Annotated in this window: 14 protein-coding genes; 4 read left to right on the top strand and 10 right to left on the bottom strand. The window is 25.3% G+C overall.

Features of this window, described 5'->3' with window-relative positions; all coding sequences use genetic code 11:
• Positions 1-3: 3 nt before the first annotated feature.
• Positions 4-456 carry a hemerythrin domain-containing protein gene (locus tag QEJ31_RS14665; protein ID WP_280591269.1) on the bottom strand — a complete coding sequence of 151 codons (453 nt, stop codon included), beginning with the start codon at positions 454-456 and terminating at the stop codon, positions 4-6.
• Positions 457-2,130: 1,674 nt separating this feature from the next.
• Here QEJ31_RS14665 and QEJ31_RS14660 point away from each other — a divergent pair.
• Positions 2,131-3,273 (top strand): SGNH/GDSL hydrolase family protein, encoded by a 1,143-nt coding sequence (locus QEJ31_RS14660; RefSeq protein ID WP_280591267.1) that lies wholly within the window; start codon positions 2,131-2,133, stop codon positions 3,271-3,273.
• Between the two features lie 42 nt (positions 3,274-3,315).
• Here QEJ31_RS14660 and QEJ31_RS14655 read toward each other — a convergent pair whose 3' ends face one another.
• Entirely contained in the window at positions 3,316-3,738 is a 423-nt protein-coding gene (locus tag QEJ31_RS14655; RefSeq protein ID WP_280591266.1) for a CBS domain-containing protein, read from the bottom strand.
• A 344-nt stretch (positions 3,739-4,082) separates the two neighbouring features.
• Here QEJ31_RS14655 and QEJ31_RS14650 point away from each other — a divergent pair, with 344 nt between their 5' ends.
• Positions 4,083-4,661 carry a DUF2796 domain-containing protein gene (locus QEJ31_RS14650; protein ID WP_280591264.1) on the top strand — a complete coding sequence of 193 codons (579 nt, stop codon included), beginning with the start codon at positions 4,083-4,085 and terminating at the stop codon, positions 4,659-4,661.
• A gap of 133 nt (positions 4,662-4,794) precedes the next feature.
• Here QEJ31_RS14650 and QEJ31_RS14645 read toward each other — a convergent pair whose 3' ends face one another.
• The 4 genes from QEJ31_RS14645 to QEJ31_RS14630 form a co-directional block, all read right to left on the bottom strand.
• Positions 4,795-5,280 carry an SRPBCC family protein gene (locus QEJ31_RS14645; RefSeq protein WP_280591263.1) on the bottom strand — a complete coding sequence of 162 codons (486 nt, stop codon included), beginning with the start codon at positions 5,278-5,280 and terminating at the stop codon, positions 4,795-4,797.
• Positions 5,281-5,379: 99 nt separating this feature from the next.
• Positions 5,380-5,568: a hypothetical protein gene (locus QEJ31_RS14640; protein ID WP_280591261.1), complete on the bottom strand. Its 189-nt coding sequence runs from the start codon at positions 5,566-5,568 to the stop codon at positions 5,380-5,382.
• A 147-nt stretch (positions 5,569-5,715) separates the two neighbouring features.
• On the bottom strand, positions 5,716-5,934 hold the full coding sequence (locus QEJ31_RS14635; protein WP_280591260.1) for a hypothetical protein: 219 nt from the start codon (positions 5,932-5,934) through the stop codon (positions 5,716-5,718).
• Positions 5,935-6,224: 290 nt separating this feature from the next.
• Positions 6,225-6,752 carry a hypothetical protein gene (locus QEJ31_RS14630; RefSeq protein WP_280591259.1) on the bottom strand — a complete coding sequence of 176 codons (528 nt, stop codon included), beginning with the start codon at positions 6,750-6,752 and terminating at the stop codon, positions 6,225-6,227.
• A 608-nt stretch (positions 6,753-7,360) separates the two neighbouring features.
• Here QEJ31_RS14630 and QEJ31_RS14625 point away from each other — a divergent pair.
• Positions 7,361-7,621 (top strand): SemiSWEET family transporter, encoded by a 261-nt coding sequence (locus tag QEJ31_RS14625; RefSeq protein WP_280591258.1) that lies wholly within the window; start codon positions 7,361-7,363, stop codon positions 7,619-7,621.
• A gap of 447 nt (positions 7,622-8,068) precedes the next feature.
• Here the strand turns inward: QEJ31_RS14625 and QEJ31_RS14620 are convergent, their stop codons facing one another.
• Entirely contained in the window at positions 8,069-8,665 is a 597-nt protein-coding gene (locus tag QEJ31_RS14620; RefSeq protein WP_280591256.1) for a hypothetical protein, read from the bottom strand.
• Positions 8,666-8,708: 43 nt separating this feature from the next.
• Entirely contained in the window at positions 8,709-10,265 is a 1,557-nt protein-coding gene (locus QEJ31_RS14615) for a hypothetical protein (RefSeq protein WP_280591254.1), read from the bottom strand.
• Between the two features lie 1,386 nt (positions 10,266-11,651).
• Here QEJ31_RS14615 and QEJ31_RS14610 point away from each other — a divergent pair.
• The gene (locus QEJ31_RS14610) at positions 11,652-11,900 is read left to right on the top strand and encodes a hypothetical protein (RefSeq protein ID WP_280591252.1); all 249 of its coding nucleotides are present in this window, start codon (positions 11,652-11,654) and stop codon (positions 11,898-11,900) included.
• A 260-nt stretch (positions 11,901-12,160) separates the two neighbouring features.
• Here the strand turns inward: QEJ31_RS14610 and QEJ31_RS14605 are convergent, their stop codons facing one another.
• Positions 12,161-12,871 carry a tyrosine-type recombinase/integrase gene (locus QEJ31_RS14605; protein WP_280591250.1) on the bottom strand — a complete coding sequence of 237 codons (711 nt, stop codon included), beginning with the start codon at positions 12,869-12,871 and terminating at the stop codon, positions 12,161-12,163.
• 21 nt (positions 12,872-12,892) lie between these two features.
• Positions 12,893-15,886, bottom strand: coding sequence for a Tn3 family transposase (locus QEJ31_RS14600; RefSeq protein ID WP_280591249.1), 2,994 nt, complete (start codon positions 15,884-15,886; stop codon positions 12,893-12,895).
• Positions 15,887-16,026 lie beyond the last annotated feature (140 nt).

Genomic DNA, 16,026 nt, shown 5'->3' with positions numbered 1-16,026 from the left:
AAATTATTGTACAGTTAATTCTTCTTTATAGTCATCAAAAAACTTGCCCATTTCAATAAGTTCCCTCTCCGTAAAATATTTTTTAATTTGTGGAAATAATTCTTCTTCTTCATCACAAAGAGCATGGTGCTCTAAGAGTTCTTTTAAGACAAAAAGAATAGCTTTAAATTTCCCATCTTCTCCAGGCGTAGTAGAAATTAATTTTTCCAAAAGCCTAGTAATTAGAGAATGTTCAATTTTACCTTCTAAAACAATATCTCTAAGTTTAATATTTTTCTTCTCACACATTTTATAAAGTGCTTTTTCTTCAGATTTAGCATGCAATGATATTTCATCATATAACTTTTGGACAAGTTCCTGTGTTTTATCATCATTTTTCTGAGTACGTTTTTCTAATTTTTCAATAAGAGCCAATGCATTATGATGATCATTTATCAATTTTTTTATAATATCCATAAAATTTCCTCACAAAATATTCTAATTTTAAAAATTAGATTAATAATAAATTAAAATTGTAAATAATATTTAACCATTTTTTACTAAGTATATTTTAAATTTTCAATTAATATTTATGATAAATAATTAATTTCTATTAAGAATAAATTATAATTTAACTAAAATTTTATATTTTACTGAGAATAAATACATATTCTTTAAGAATTAAAGAGATTTTATTGCATTTAAATATTATTAGTTACCAAAAAAATTACAAAAAGCATTTAATAATGCATAAATACTTAATAAAAATTAAAATCATCTTTCTTAAAACACAAAGAAAGAAAATAACAAAACCTATAGGATGAATTTCTAAAAAAATTAAAACTCTCTCACCAGTGAGATCGTACAGGATTAAGTAATTTTCGTAAAGTATTAATTTATTAAAAATAGAAATTTTTTAAATTAAATAAAGAATATATTTAAATTCTTTTAATAGAGGATTTATTTTATCTAAAATATAGATGAGATCAAAAAAATATATATTATTAAGTTACTGCTTATAAAAAAAATATATGAGAGTTTAATTATCCTAGATTCATTTAAAATAAATTAAAATTAAATGTATCTTTTACTATAATTTAAGAAATTTTTAGAATAATAAAAATTTCTTATTGGATTATCGCTTACTATTTAGCATGAAATATTAATAATAAAAACTAAAATTTTATAGAAATCATAATAAATAAATTATATTTTTATTGAGGACACTTTACAATGGAGCAAAAAAAATATTCATAAATATTACTACAGCTATCTCATGTTTCATTTTTATCCCTACATATTCTCTTTTGAATAAAATTAATCACTATAAACAAATCTCAAGTGACAATCATAGTATTGTTTTATATTCACTAATCTGTGAATCACCAAAAGATGGAAGAAATTGTACTTTAAATTCATTGATAGTGTCTGGGGATCGTGCAAAGCATAGTTGTTCGGTTACAATGCAAACAATTTTTAAAAAAAGAGCTTTATAAAAAGGGAAAGATCAAAAATATTCTATCGAAGTTACTAGAATAAAATGTTCTGATTCAATAAGATTTATTTTCGATAATAAATCTATTTTAACGTCCAGAAAAGAATTTCCTGATCCAACCAGTTACACAGGAAATAATAATTGTGATGATTTGAGAGAATTTAATAAAGAAGGTGTAAGAATTGCAGACCTATATATGACACGCACTGAATTTCAGGAATGTAAATCAATGATAGTAAAGATATATGATCAGTAAAGTAATATTCCACATTTAAAAAATTATATTTATCTTTGCTGTTAAAATACAATTATATTTTTACTCGATTTTTCTTGACTTGTTTCCTTATTTTATAATAATTTTACTAAATGTTGATTTCTAATGCTGAATGCAAAAAGATAAATCATAAGCGAATAAGAAATTCAAATAACTATTTTCTCAAATAAAATTATTAAAAATTAAAATAAAAGATTATGAAAAAAGATGGATGTTCAAAATTTCATTTTATTAAATGAATATATTTTATTATGATATCTAGCTATTATATTGAATTTTATAAAAAATAAAAAAGTTATAATTAATCTTAATGCAGTTAATTTAATTTTACTTAAAATTAATAATTAGAGTTTCCATATTTTTTTGATATAAGGTTTATTTTATGATTTCCAAAAAAAATATCTATGTTTTTTCAACTATATTCTTTAGTTTTAATTTGCAAGGATGTGCTCGTTTATTTAAAAAAGACAATAGTCGTCCCCAACTATCAGAATATTCATCTCAATTTAATTCAGTAGTAATTTTTGGAGATAGTCTTTCTGACACTGGGAATGTAGATCTTTTAAGCAGAGCAACTAAAGACATTCCAGGATCAGGAGTCTCCAAAGCTTATCCCGTTTCACCTCCGTATAAAGAAGGGAGGTTTTCCAATGGAAAAATTTGGGTGGATAAGCTTCTAAAAGATCTTAAACTATCTCCACCTTCCGCACATGATTGTTTTTTTAACATAAATACAAATCGAGCATGTAATTTTGCAGTTGGAGGATCAACAACTTCAAACAATAAAAATTTAGAAAATGATTTTTTTAAGAGAATTAATGATTTATTTAAGAATGAAGTTATAACAAACTATTTAAAAAGCTTTCAAGTTTTTATGAATATTGGTGTTAAAGAAATGATTAAAGAATATGTGACGGTTAATAAACCTGATGAATATGCATTAAACCATACTTTATATGTTATTTGGGTAGGTGGAAATGACTACCTACAAAAGTCGGATCCTACATTAACAGTAAACAATATCATAGAGAGCATAAAAATCATTTTAGACTATTCTTCTTCGAATGACAAAAAATATTTTTTGATCCCTAATTTACCTAATCTAGGGAAAACACCATACGCGATGAAGAGGAAAGAAGAAATAGAAACATTAGCCCATGTGACTGCTAAGCATAATTCAATTTTAAATGAAAAATTAGAAATTCTTAAGAATCAACTTGAATATAAAGACAAATTAGTTATTATTAATCTAAAAATAGATAACTTTTTTAAAAAGATAACTTCTTTTCCTACTTTTTATGGTTTCAAAAAAGTAAACGAAGCATGTTATTCTAAAAACTATTTAGAAAATGATGGAGAAATTTGCTCAACTCCAGATAAATATTTATTTTGGGATGAAATTCACCCTAGTAAACGGGCCCATTGCTTAATTGCTAATTTCGCTGAAAAAGCAATTATAGATGCAGGGTTAATTAAAAATCTGCATCCAGATAATAATGAATGTGACATAATCCAAGACAGTTAATTTTACTAAACAAGTGTTGTTTGTATTTAAATTTTTAATTTTCTATGGGCTAGAGATCTCTCGTAACAAATTACCACTCGTAATACTTGAACAAAATCTAGAGATTTGTGCTTGAGAAACTATCCCAATACAAGAAAAGTTTTCATCTACCACTGGCAATCTTCTAACTTGATTATCAGACATTATTTTAATACATTTTTCCAAACTATCATTTTTATTTAAAGTATATTTAATTTTACTCATACATTCTTCAACTATTGAAGAAGAAGGAATTAAATTTTTTGCTACTCCTCTAGATGTTATATCTCTATCAGTTATAACTCCTATTATTTTTTTCTCCTCAAATGTATTAACAACAGGTATTTCTCCGCAATCGTATTCAGACATTAATTGTGCGCATTTTAGCAAAGTAACATCAGGTGTGCAAAGGACGGGATCTTTTGTCATAATATCAGATACAATCATTCTTCTCTCCATTATTTAATTGATTCAAATTAAAAATATTTTTCGAATATAATAGTTAATAATAATATTAAATCTATTACTTTTTTATTTTATCAAATTAATTTAATTTAGTAAATCAATAAAAAAATTAAAAATTCAATTATTAAATGCACTAAAATCTTGATTTATAAATTAAAATAATTCAATTATTAAATGCACTAAAATCTTGATTTATAAATTAAAATAATTCATACTATAAATGCAGTAGAACTTTTTATTTATAAAGTTTTATTGTTAATCACGCAAATCAGTATTACCAGTCAATCATTTCTATTAAAAATTTAAAATTAGAAAAGGATACTTTTATGATTAAAATTTGTATAAAATTAATTGTTATTTCTACTCTATTTATTTCGCCAATAGCTACATATTCTTCCTACACTAAAAATCAAAAGCTTGGAACAGCGCATCATAATAAAGCTGAAGTCGATATTGCAATTGGCCTTTTTAATTCAAAAAAAGTAAATATTCAGATACGAATACCAGCAAAAGAAGCATATGGTTTTGAAGGAAAATCTCAAACAGCTGAACAAGACGAAAAAGTTAGAGCTACTGATAATATTATCCGAGAAAAAATTTCGCAGATTATTGCATTTCCTAAGGAAGCAAATTGCAAATATGAAATTGAAGAAATCGAAAATTTTGAAGTTGCATCGGAGAAATTTGATTTACCAGAGAGAGGAGAGAGAAAAAAAGGTGATGTATCATATTGGATATTAAAAGCGGATGTAAATGCTTATTGTAATAGAGTAATGGATAACCAAAAAGTTAATATAGATTTTTCCAAAGACTTCAAAGAAATCAGTAAAATATTTGTTACTTTGATTGGTGATAAGAAGAGGAAAATGACTATTCATAAACCGTATGGAGAAGTTTATCTTTAAGGAACAAGAAGGCAATAAATAATATATAGTACTTTCATGACCCAATCAACGAAGAGACTCTTTGTCCGTGCTTTTTGAAAATTTTCTCCATGTCTTTTTAAATACCTTTTTTTTAAACACAACTTATCAACTCTCAACCAGAATTCATATATTTATTGTTTTCTATTCCTTCCTTGAGACTTTTCAAATCTATTGAAATTTTCTGCTTTGGATTTTCACCAAAAAAAGAACTTATTTTTTCTCCTAGAGTTCCGAGAGGTGGTTTGTAAAGAATAAAAACTTCTAGCAAGGTAGCATATACTGGAAGAGGATCTTCGCAAATAATAGCATATTTGAAAGACACCCTACCATAATTATAAACATCAGAATTTGGAAGCGATTGCCAAACAATTTTCTCATTAGGTATTTTCTCCATAATAGTTGCTTCCCAAGAGACTGTTGCACCTAAAGGAGCTTTTGCAATCCAAGTGGAATTCAATTCATCTTTTTTTTTCACTTCTTTAAGATGTCCCATAAAAAGGGGTAAATTTTCCAAATTGAGCCAGAACCTATAAAGAACTTCTGGTCTACAATAGACAAGGACGTGATCATTAACAGTATTTTCCGTTGAAGAAGTCATAATATTTCATCTCATATGTAATTGAATTTTATAATTTATATTTCTTACTATAGAAACATACAAAAATTTTAAAAATTTATTTAACCTCACTGCAAAAATTTATTTTTTTTTATCTCCAATATTTATATTTGATTCTTTATCTTTAATGAATTTATCTAAATAATCCTTTATACTCTCTGCAACAGAATCAATATGTGAGCGAATCGAAGAATCTTTTTGTTTGATCAGTTTCGATATTAAAACATAAGTTACAGTCGTCAAGCAAAACCCTATTAAAACACCATTCATGTTCTATCCTTTCTAAATTTTAAAACACTCATTTTCTATACTCCAATATTTATTAAAGTAATTAATAAAGAAATTTTTTTTAATTTTATAATATCTAAAGTATAAACTAATATGTTGTTCGATATTCACTTAATAAAATCCAATTGATTATTTTTGTTCCATTAATTTCATGCACAAACTAGGGAGTGGGAAATAAGAAAAACTCAATCTTACAACCGTATTTTTTTCTATTGTATAAATTTCTCCATTTCCTTTTCCAACTATCTGATCTTTATAGTTAATGTTATTTTTAAAATAAATAACTTCATTAACATTATTAGATATTAAAAAACGTTTCCAATTTTCAAATTCTAAAAGCTTTCTCATTTAAATTCTCCCATAAATATTTTGTTTAAAGCTTAATAATCTTTAATATAATTAAATAATTCATTCTGTTTTTATGTAAACTATTTGTATATTATTAATAAGTGCATAAGTTAGAAGGCGGCTCATTTCAGCTTCTTATCTAATTTCAACTTCTTCTTCTTTTGCTAAATATCTAATATTGATTTTGTTTCTTAAAATTTAGGATCAGATGATTTTCATTAATTATTATCATTTTATGCCACTCAATTCTTGTTATCAATTTTCCGTATCAATTCATACTCTATGACATATTAATTACGTTCTCTCCTTTCATTATTATCGTTACGTTCTCTCCTTTCATTATTATCGTTACGTTCTCTCCTTTCATTATTATCGTTACGTTCTCTCCTTTCATTATTATCGTTACGTTCTCTCCTTTCATTATTATCGTTACGTTCTCTCCTTTCATTATTTTCATTTCTAGATGCTCGATCATTTCTTGAACCACGATCATTTCTTGAACCGCGATCATATTGTCCGTTTTGATTTGATTGATTGTTATGCTCTTCTTCACGCTCTTTAGCAGCTTTTGCTTCCCGCATTTGTTCCGTGCGAACCTCACCACCCTTATGGCCTATTTCTTGAAAAAACTCTCTACCATGGGTAGCAGCTGTAGCTTCTCCCCCTTTTCGGCCTAATTCTTCAGAAGTCAGAGCTCTGTTATCTTCTCTTTCGTCGTTATTTTCTCCTCGTGTGGTATTTGCTTTATGAACTGAATTTGATCCTTCTTCATTTCTATTGCTCTGTGTACTTTGTGTATTCTGGATGTTACTTGTCATAATATGTACTCCATTATTATTTGTATAATTTTATAGTAAATTTAATATCAATAGAAAAAATAAGCTTTAACTAAACAATATATATTAGGGGAGGCAGATTAAAAAAAACAATCTGCTTTTTACAGTTAACATTTTATTTTCTGTAAGTAAACACTACATCATAGAAAAATTAAAATTATCTTCATAATATTTTGATATTTATGAATTAAATTATCTAAATAAATAAACCATATTGGTAAAGAAACATTTATTTAAAATCAAAAATACTAAAAGTAAAAATTTTTTAAATTTCCAATTGGAAAAATTAAGTTAAGCTTGATTTTTCTAAAAATAAGAATCATGATTATAAAGTTGATTTTATAAGTTTACTTTTCTTTATCTAAGATAAATAGAATCAATCAATAACTTTCAAATAATATTAAATATTTTAAAATCTTAATTAAAGTTGAGGTAAATCCTTTTATGCTATATATATATATATATATATATATATTAATTAAAATATCAATATTTATTTATTATTTAAACAAATTTTTTCAGAAGATAAAAAGATTAGTTATAACCTCCAACGGCAAATTTAAAGCACTTAACTTTTAAAGGATATATAAATGAATAAAAAAACTATTGATTTCGTTATCATGACGATTGGTCTTTTTGGTAATACAATGTTTTATGTTCAAGCATTTAAAATATTTGAATTAAAGTCGGCAGATTCTGTATCTCTAAATGCATTTTTGATAAGTTTACTAGCCCTTTCTAGCTGGACTTACTATGGTTTTTATCTTAAAAATACTCCGCTAGTAGTGGCAAATTTATTTGGTATATTTGGTACAATATTAGTCCTATCGGGGATTTATATTTATTCTTAAGATTTATTAAAACATTTAAGTATCAATACGACATGCCCTGAAATTTTCTCAAATACTTTTGAAACAATATTTCTTCATATTTTAAATAATTTTCTAGCATTTCTTTATTATGATAAATATTTTAGTAAAAGAAAAACTTCTTTCTTAATTCCATGAAGCTTATTTGTAGTTAATTTTAGATAAATATTTATTAACATTATAACAATAAATAGAACAATCTTAATTTTTCAGGCTTTGTATCGATCTTTGGACCTTGATATCAACGATTAATTAACTAAGAGTTAATGTTCTTATTTACTTAAAACGCGAATTGATTGAATTAAATAAATATTTCTTCAATTAAATCAGATTATTTTTCATTTTTAAGAAATAAAGACTTAATATTAAATGTAAAAAAATTAATAATCTTTTTTAAATCATATTTAGATAATAAAATATTATATTAAATCATGTAATTACATTTTTGAATTCAGTTTTAAAGCAATTAAAAGTTTCTAGAGCTGATCTTATTATAATATTTTTTTTATCAGGAAATAATGTTGTATAATTTTCTAAATATTCAATAAAATAAATCCAATTTTTAAAAGAATCTCTCCCAAATCCATTTAAGTAATTCATTTTATTTTTTAATTCTTCTCCATAGAGTGAGTAAAGTTTCTTACAAATAATTTGAGATCCTATTGAAGATCCTTCAACTACATATAAGCATCCTAATAGCTCTGCAAAAGAATTAATTTCAGGAACAAATATAGAAAAATTAATTTTATTTAGATCAATATCAAGACTATCTAAATCTAACTTCAACTTTTGTGTTTTATTTTTTTTAGTCGTCTTTGGGAATGAGCTTTCAAATTCAAAATATTTTAAAGCAATTTTCTCTAAAGGTGCAATTATTTTGTACATTACAACAATGTAATCTATATAATCACTTAAGGCAGGTTGTGGAGAATTAATTTTTACTAAAAATTCAACCTCCTTATGAATCTTTGAAGTTTCTAATTTTAATAATTCATGGAAACTTAAAGAACAATCATTTTGAATCATTTATATAACCTCTTTTTTAGATAAATTTTATATAATAAAATGTTTAATTTATTGTTTCATAAAATTTTATTTCTCTATTCATTTGTACATGGTTCAATAAATTTGAACGTGTTAGAATTAGTTGATTATGGAGTTTTAAGGCAATTTCATAATCTTTCATTGTCCATTGCTTACATTTATGATTTATATCTTGAAGCCATGTATTAAATGACCTTCTAGGATTTACTATCTTCTCCTCTTCCGAAAAAAGATCTAATTCTTCCGGGTTTCCACTCCACTTTAAAGTATGGTTTTCCTCTTTTCTTATTAAAACTATAAAATTTGATAAATCATTACTTAAATTAATAACCAGCATTCCAGCTCCAATAGATTTTGACCATTTATAAAAAATAGGATTAAAAGTAACTAATCTATCAAAAATGTATATATTTCTTATTTTATATTTCTTTAATTTTTTTAAGACTTCATCTACAAATTCTGTTGGAATAACTGAACTTTCTTCATTTTTGCTATTGTATCTATAACATAACAAATGTGAACTAAATATCTCTTTTAATAAATCAAAACTTTTATTAGGCATTTTCTCAAAATTACATTGAGATTTTTCATATGACAAAACGAACTCATCGATAGATGAGTTAAATTCTACATTTACTTTTTTTATAATATTATTTCTAAGTTGCTTTATTTTAATGGAAATAGCATCTACTAATGTTTGAATTTTAGGCAACAATTCAATTGGAGTATGGTTTTTATGTTTAGAATGCCCCCCAATTAAACCTTTAAGTTTTCCATCAACAACAATTGAAAATGAGGTAGCTGATTTTAAACTCATATTTCTTAAGTAATCTAAATGTATAGAAGATATATCTCTAAATATAGAATATGTAAGATCAATTTTATTGATACACCCTTTAATAGGTAGCGGAATATAATCTACATTATAAATTATCCTAAATTTATTTTTTATGTATATCTCTCTTACTGACATAGGAAGATCTGTGGCTGGATAATGATGGTGTAGAATACTTTCTAATCCATTAGAAAAATAATTTGCCTTGATTACTGCGTGGTTATTTTGCAAAAATTCACAAAAATAAGTTCTTTCAAATCCTGTTACTTCTGAAATATATTTGCATAGATTATTACTTAATACATTTATGCTATCTTTAGATTCCGTTAAATATTGAAGGATTTCTTGATATTTTATTTCATCAAAATAATAATTTAGCCTATCAAAATTGCTTTGGAATTCAATGCATAAAACAGACCCTGAGAAAAACATAAAAGACGGTATATTGACCAAATATTTTTTCAAGTAAATTTCTAAATTTACAAGAACTCTTGACTTATTATTAAATGATTTTAATTTACTTGAGAAATTTACTAATTTTTCTATTGATCTTTGAGTAAAGACATTGGCAATATCTTTATTATATATCTCATAACTGAATAAATCATAATAACCTTCAGAAGCAAAGATGATTTTTCCCGCCTCTAGACTTATTCCTATTAATATTGCATCTGATTGAAAAAAATTAGTTAAACTAACTTCTAACTTTTCACAATAATCATAATTATTTTTAATAATTATACTCATAAGCTATTCTCTTTCTATTTAATTTTTTAAAACTAATTTATTTATAATAAAATTAACTAGCTATATCTATTTAGTTTTGATTTTTAATACTTTATATTTAATTTAGAAATAGTATAATAAATAGACAAGAAATCCAAAATAACCTATTTTATTTTAGAAGTATTTATATTCCAATCTACAAAGCCATGAATATCACTATTCTAGATAGAAAATTCTATCTAACAAGTTCCTTTATCATAAAATTAAATTTATAACAAATATTTACCATAAAATATGTTACTTAACTTTAAAAATCTGAAATTATTGAATTAAATATAATAAAATCTCACTTTTAGTCATGATTTCAAGAAATTTATAACTAAAATTAAAGTACCATTAATTTTATTTTTGCAATGATTCTACACTAAGAGTAAAACAAATTTACTGCATAAATTTTATGCATCCAAAAAAATGGAGTAATAATTTATTTAACTTATAAATATAATAAAAACATTTTCAATCTAATGCCTCCTTTAATTTTCTGAAAAATTAGACATTAATCACAAATAAGATATAAGTTATTTTTATTAAGATAACTATACAGAACAAAAATATCAATAATAATATCAAAAATTAACTATTACTGATAAGAATTATTATATAATAAGACTTATTATAAGAATTGATATTTTTGGTTATGGCTATTTTGCACTTTCTATTTGTTACTTTATGGTGAATAATAGAAAAGCCTGAGCTTTGTATAATTGTAGAAATTCAAATAATTAATCGTATTAAAAGATGTATCTTTTTAGTGAAACAAGTAGTTACTAAAAAATGTTATTTTTTATAAATTCAAATTGATGATATAGAAAGTAATATAAAAATTATATAAATTATCAATATTTAGTTAAAAATTTTAATATTTTTTTATAATTTATATTTTTGATTATAATTAACATATTAGTTTATAGTTTCATTATATTAGAAATATAAATTACAATTGTTTTAAATACTTCTAATGAACTATGTAAACTTTAGATTCATCATTTACAAATAAAAAGCGAGAAGAAATTTTTAACCAAAAAAACAAAAGATAAATAACAAATCTTAAAGAAAACATTCATTTATAAAAAATATAATAATAAACAAAAATATAAAATTTACAACTAAATAGATGTAAAAATAATAGTATAAAAATTATTTTATTTGTTATAAATATTTAAGACTAAGATATCACTGAATTTATTGATTAGTAAAACATTTATACTGAAAATGATTTGAAAAATAAATTATTGCTGTTAATTTAAAGAAGTGTTTTGATATCAAAGTCACTTCTGAAAAATAGTTCTTTTTAATTAATTCAAATCGAACAAATTTAAATAAAATATAAATATTGGAGAACTTATTATGTCGAATAAAATTCAGTCTCATAGTGATAACTATAATACCAAAAAACCTTATTCTGAGAAAGAAAAAAAGAAATATCCTAGGAAAAATACTGAAGAAAATAAGCACATGTCGGTTGAAGAAATTGCACGTAAAGGTGGGGAAGCAACATCAGCAATCCATGATAAAGAACATTATCGTCAAATGGGACTTAAAGCTGGCGAATTAAAATCAAAAAAAATTAGAAAACAAATTTATAATGAAAATTAAATGTAGCGACCCATCTTTGAAAATCGCCAGGAGCAAATGGTGAGTCAAAATGGGCGCGAATTAGAAACCTTGAAGAGCCTAAGAAACTAATTCAAAATTTAAAGATAGTAACATCAACCAAGCTGCGACTTTTTTCAATCCGTAAAAATAATATGTGCTTTTGAGCGCGGTAAGGAACTGTAGAATCCCAAATAGGGGAGCCAAGCCGGCAGCTGATTTTTCGAGCCATTTCTAGGGATAAAATAATTATAAATATTTAATTATACTGGAAATTTTTTCATTTTATCTGTATAAACTATTTGAGCTTCGTGAATTGCCAAACGAGAATAAATTTCTAATGACTGTCGAGTTTCATGTCCTGAATAAGGCTGAATTAAAGCATCATCTATACCTTGTGATTTTAACCATCTAAAAAGAAAGTGTCGCATCTTATGAGGAGTTAAGTTTCCTGATATTTCTGCTTCAATAACATATTTCTTAAACATTTTTTGAATACCTCGAGAAGTATATTTCCTATGCCAAGATGATTCAAAAAGATAAGTTGCACTATCTTGTTTCATTTTTTGAATATGACCTTTTAATACTTCTCTAAATTGAATAGGAAACGGCGTAATTCTATCTTTTCTTCCTTTTCCTTCATGAATTCTAATCTGGCAAGTTTCAAAATCAACATCTACAATTTTCATATTAACAAGCTCAGAAACTCTTGCTCCTGTGTAAAGTAGTGTCTTTATGATAAGCATATCTTGAAAATTTTTTGCTTCCCAAACAGCCTTATAAAATCGTTTTAACTCATCATCATTTGGAACATAAGGCAACTTTTTACTTTTCTTTTCAATCTTTATTTCAAGTTCTTTTCTAATAATTTTAAATATATCTTTTAAATAAAAATAATTTGGCTTTTCAGATCTTAATATCTTTGCTATTTCTTTTGCTTTTTTTATTGCTGGAGTTCTTTTATATTCAATCATAGTTTACCTCAATGAATATTATTAAGCCGATAAAATATCTTTAAGAGGAATCCTGATTTTCATATCCAAAGTAAACTTACCATATGGATTAATATGAGAATGAATAAGAGGAGTTAAGGCTCTAAAATCATTTTTTTCCATTAAATCGAACCAATGCTTTTCACTTAAAACCTCTTGAATCATAAGGGTATTTACATAGACTAAACAAACCTGAAGTAAGTGAAGTGCTAACACAGATAATTCATGATCCTCTAATCTGTTGGAAGCAAATTCGCTATTTTTACCATAAAAAATAAATCCATTAATACCATTCCATCTTTCAACAACATTTAATCCTTCATGTATTTCTTGTCTTAAATCTTCTGAATCTAAATACCTGCATAAGAAAATTGTTTTAATAATTTTCCCTAACTCATGTAGAGCTTGATATGTTGGATGCTTTATAGGATTTTTTGAAAATCTTTTTAATATTGATTCAGTTTCTGCAGTTCCTAATCGAAGAGCTGTAGCATACTTTACCATTTGATCATATTGTTGTTCAATAATTTCGCAATCAATTTCTTTTGTAAGTATTGGGCTTAAATTTTTTAACTCTTCCTTCATATTTTTATGAGGTAAATATAATTTTTGAGCATGAATTCTTTTTAAACGTGGCATTAATTGAAATCCTAGAAGATGAGTAAAAGCAAATGCAATTTCACTTTGCCCATGGGAATCAACAAAATGTTTTTCTATTTTCATATCAGTACAATGACGTAAAACCCCTTCTATCATTGAAGAGACTTCTGACGATGAACACGACTTTACTTGCGAATAGATACACATTGATTTCTTTTCCACATGCCAATATATCATAATTCCACGTCCATTATATCGAATATGATGTTCAGTCATTAAATTTTGTTCCCAAGCACCAAATTTTTTAGAATCTGAAGCACATGTTACTGTAGTATTTCCCCATATTTTTTTCTTTCTAATTTGAAAAGTTGCATTCACTACAGTTGCAATAGCATCGCGAAGTTGCTCCTTTGTGATATAAGTTTTTTTTACATGACTTAATTCATGATAATGTTCACCAGGGATTAGACTACTTACCCGCGTTAATCCAGTATTTGTTCCAATTGAAAATAAGCATGATAAAAGTCGTCTTTGTAAAATATCTTTTTCTAGAAATTGCTGAGTGCCGACAGTCGAAAATTTATTTGTAAATCCTACTCTTAAATCAGTTTCTTTAAGAACATCTAGCAAACTGGTATGTTTCCATCTTTTAAATATTTCCTTTTGAATTCTTTTTAAATTCTCAGGTTCTTCTTGCTCATCAATTGGAGTTAAATGGATCCATCCTTTCCCCTTATCAAGAATTTTTACTTTTTTATTTCTTGACATTTTATGGTTAAGAGCTCTAAGTTCTTTTTCCATAATTACTATAATTGATTTGATAAATTCTTTTGCATCTATTGGCAAATTTAATGCTTCATAATACTCCTTCTTCATAGTATCAAAATCATCAGGTAAATCTTCATCAGGATTTCGATATCGATTTGCACCTACAATCCAAACTTCTCGGCATCTTAATCCTTCTCTAAGTGATTGTAAGAGGCATATTTCAAAACTAATTCTATTTATTTTCTCACTTCCATCTTTATCTTCTTCAATAATATAATTGCGTAAACTTTTTTTTAAAATGCTATCAATTTGATTTTCTTCTTCTAAATTAAAAAACCTGTTTTTTTCATTTAGATGAGATTTTAATAAATTCAAACCTTCAATAATTGGTTTATGGTAATAATTATTTGATCTAAATTCAATTCTTTGTAAGATTTCTGGAAGCATTTTTCTATAATGTCCAGAGTAAGAATCTCTCATTGTATAATGAACTTTTTCATGATACGAAGTACCTTTTTGTTTTAATTCCTTAATAATTGCTCGAAGAGTTTCTTCACTTGCTACTGGAAAAATAATTTCCTCAATTGTGCCCTTTGGATTTTCAACAGAAGATTCTGACATATTAAGTAGAATTTCATTCTTACCAGAAACTTTTTTCTTTATCTCTTCTAATAACTCTTTTTCTACTTTTCCTTCTGAATTTGATGATATTTTATGAATCAATTGAATAAGAAGATCAGCTATTGTATCTGTAATTTCTTGTTTTCTCACAAAAGCATAGATTGACATGAGAGGATATCTAATTGTTTCTGGATGAGTACGCATATCATATATGGTTTCTATTGAAACTCTATTTTTATATTTTTTTAAAACTCTTAAAGAAAGATGATTTAAAGAAATATCTGTGCAGCTTATTTTAGAAAGTAAGTCGAATTTCTTTACTTCTTGCATTAAACTATCAAGACCAATTTTTCCTGGATCATCTTTGACAAGAGCAAAACCACTTTTTGCTTTTTTTTCTTTAACAACTCCAGCTCGTTTTACTTGAATTATTTTTTCTGTTGGCGCTTGTAAAAGTGCATCGATTTCATTTTTAGTTGAAGTAGATATTGATGTAAAGATATTTGAAAATAATTTATTTTCCCAAATTTGCAATACAGATTTTATAACTCTATCTACACTACTTTGTGCAGGAATTTCAAGTTTATTTTGAATAAACCAGTTATCCGCTATTTCTTTTAATACATTGATCCTACACTCCAAATGAAGTTTTTCATGAAATAAATATTCTTTAAATTGTTCTAAATTTTTTTCTGTAGATTCGGAAAAACCAAAAAAGTCTCTAATAAGCATTCTATGTCTTGTTGCAGTTCTGCTATGTAAGTCATAATTTTTAAAAATTTTCTGACAATCTTTCCAATCTAATTCAAATTGTTCTGCCAGACATTTAATAAGAAATTTAGGAACATCTGCTAATTCATCTGGAAAAGTCTTATTAATACGATAATATACAATAAGTATTGCTAATGGAACTGTCGTTTTTTCTCTAGCTCTTTCCATCAAAACTTTTTCGTGAGGTAATAGTTTATAAATTTCATCAAAGTCATAATTTGATTTTTTTGGTGGCATTATTTTACCTCTCGAATGAAATCAAAAAGTTCGCATAATGGTCAGAGTGCGAACTTTTTGTTATTTTATTTACTCATCAATTAAGAGATTTCGTGTTTTCTACACTCAAAAAACTATCGAGTTCGTACTCTACTTGACAA

It is taken from the genome of Pigmentibacter sp. JX0631 (assembly GCF_029873255.1).
GTDB lineage: Bacteria > Bdellovibrionota_B > Oligoflexia > Silvanigrellales > Silvanigrellaceae > Silvanigrella.
Note: the sequence above shows the minus strand (reverse complement) of the source record. Positions and strands in the feature narration are given on the sequence as shown.

What these genes read in the sequence shown, in the direction of transcription:
- QEJ31_RS14665 (WP_280591269.1), bottom strand. Translation starts at nt 456, where the DNA reads ATGGATATTATAAAAAAATTGATAAATGATCATCATAATGCATTGGCT.
- QEJ31_RS14660 (WP_280591267.1), top strand. Translation starts at nt 2,131, where the DNA reads ATGATTTCCAAAAAAAATATCTATGTTTTTTCAACTATATTCTTTAGT.
- QEJ31_RS14655 (WP_280591266.1), bottom strand. Translation starts at nt 3,738, where the DNA reads ATGATTGTATCTGATATTATGACAAAAGATCCCGTCCTTTGCACACCT.
- QEJ31_RS14650 (WP_280591264.1), top strand. Translation starts at nt 4,083, where the DNA reads ATGATTAAAATTTGTATAAAATTAATTGTTATTTCTACTCTATTTATT.
- QEJ31_RS14645 (WP_280591263.1), bottom strand. Translation starts at nt 5,280, where the DNA reads ATGACTTCTTCAACGGAAAATACTGTTAATGATCACGTCCTTGTCTAT.
- QEJ31_RS14640 (WP_280591261.1), bottom strand. Translation starts at nt 5,568, where the DNA reads ATGAATGGTGTTTTAATAGGGTTTTGCTTGACGACTGTAACTTATGTT.
- QEJ31_RS14635 (WP_280591260.1), bottom strand. Translation starts at nt 5,934, where the DNA reads ATGAGAAAGCTTTTAGAATTTGAAAATTGGAAACGTTTTTTAATATCT.
- QEJ31_RS14630 (WP_280591259.1), bottom strand. Translation starts at nt 6,752, where the DNA reads ATGACAAGTAACATCCAGAATACACAAAGTACACAGAGCAATAGAAAT.
- QEJ31_RS14625 (WP_280591258.1), top strand. Translation starts at nt 7,361, where the DNA reads ATGAATAAAAAAACTATTGATTTCGTTATCATGACGATTGGTCTTTTT.
- QEJ31_RS14620 (WP_280591256.1), bottom strand. Translation starts at nt 8,665, where the DNA reads ATGATTCAAAATGATTGTTCTTTAAGTTTCCATGAATTATTAAAATTA.
- QEJ31_RS14615 (WP_280591254.1), bottom strand. Translation starts at nt 10,265, where the DNA reads ATGAGTATAATTATTAAAAATAATTATGATTATTGTGAAAAGTTAGAA.
- QEJ31_RS14610 (WP_280591252.1), top strand. Translation starts at nt 11,652, where the DNA reads ATGTCGAATAAAATTCAGTCTCATAGTGATAACTATAATACCAAAAAA.
- QEJ31_RS14605 (WP_280591250.1), bottom strand. Translation starts at nt 12,871, where the DNA reads ATGATTGAATATAAAAGAACTCCAGCAATAAAAAAAGCAAAAGAAATA.
- QEJ31_RS14600 (WP_280591249.1), bottom strand. Translation starts at nt 15,886, where the DNA reads ATGCCACCAAAAAAATCAAATTATGACTTTGATGAAATTTATAAACTA.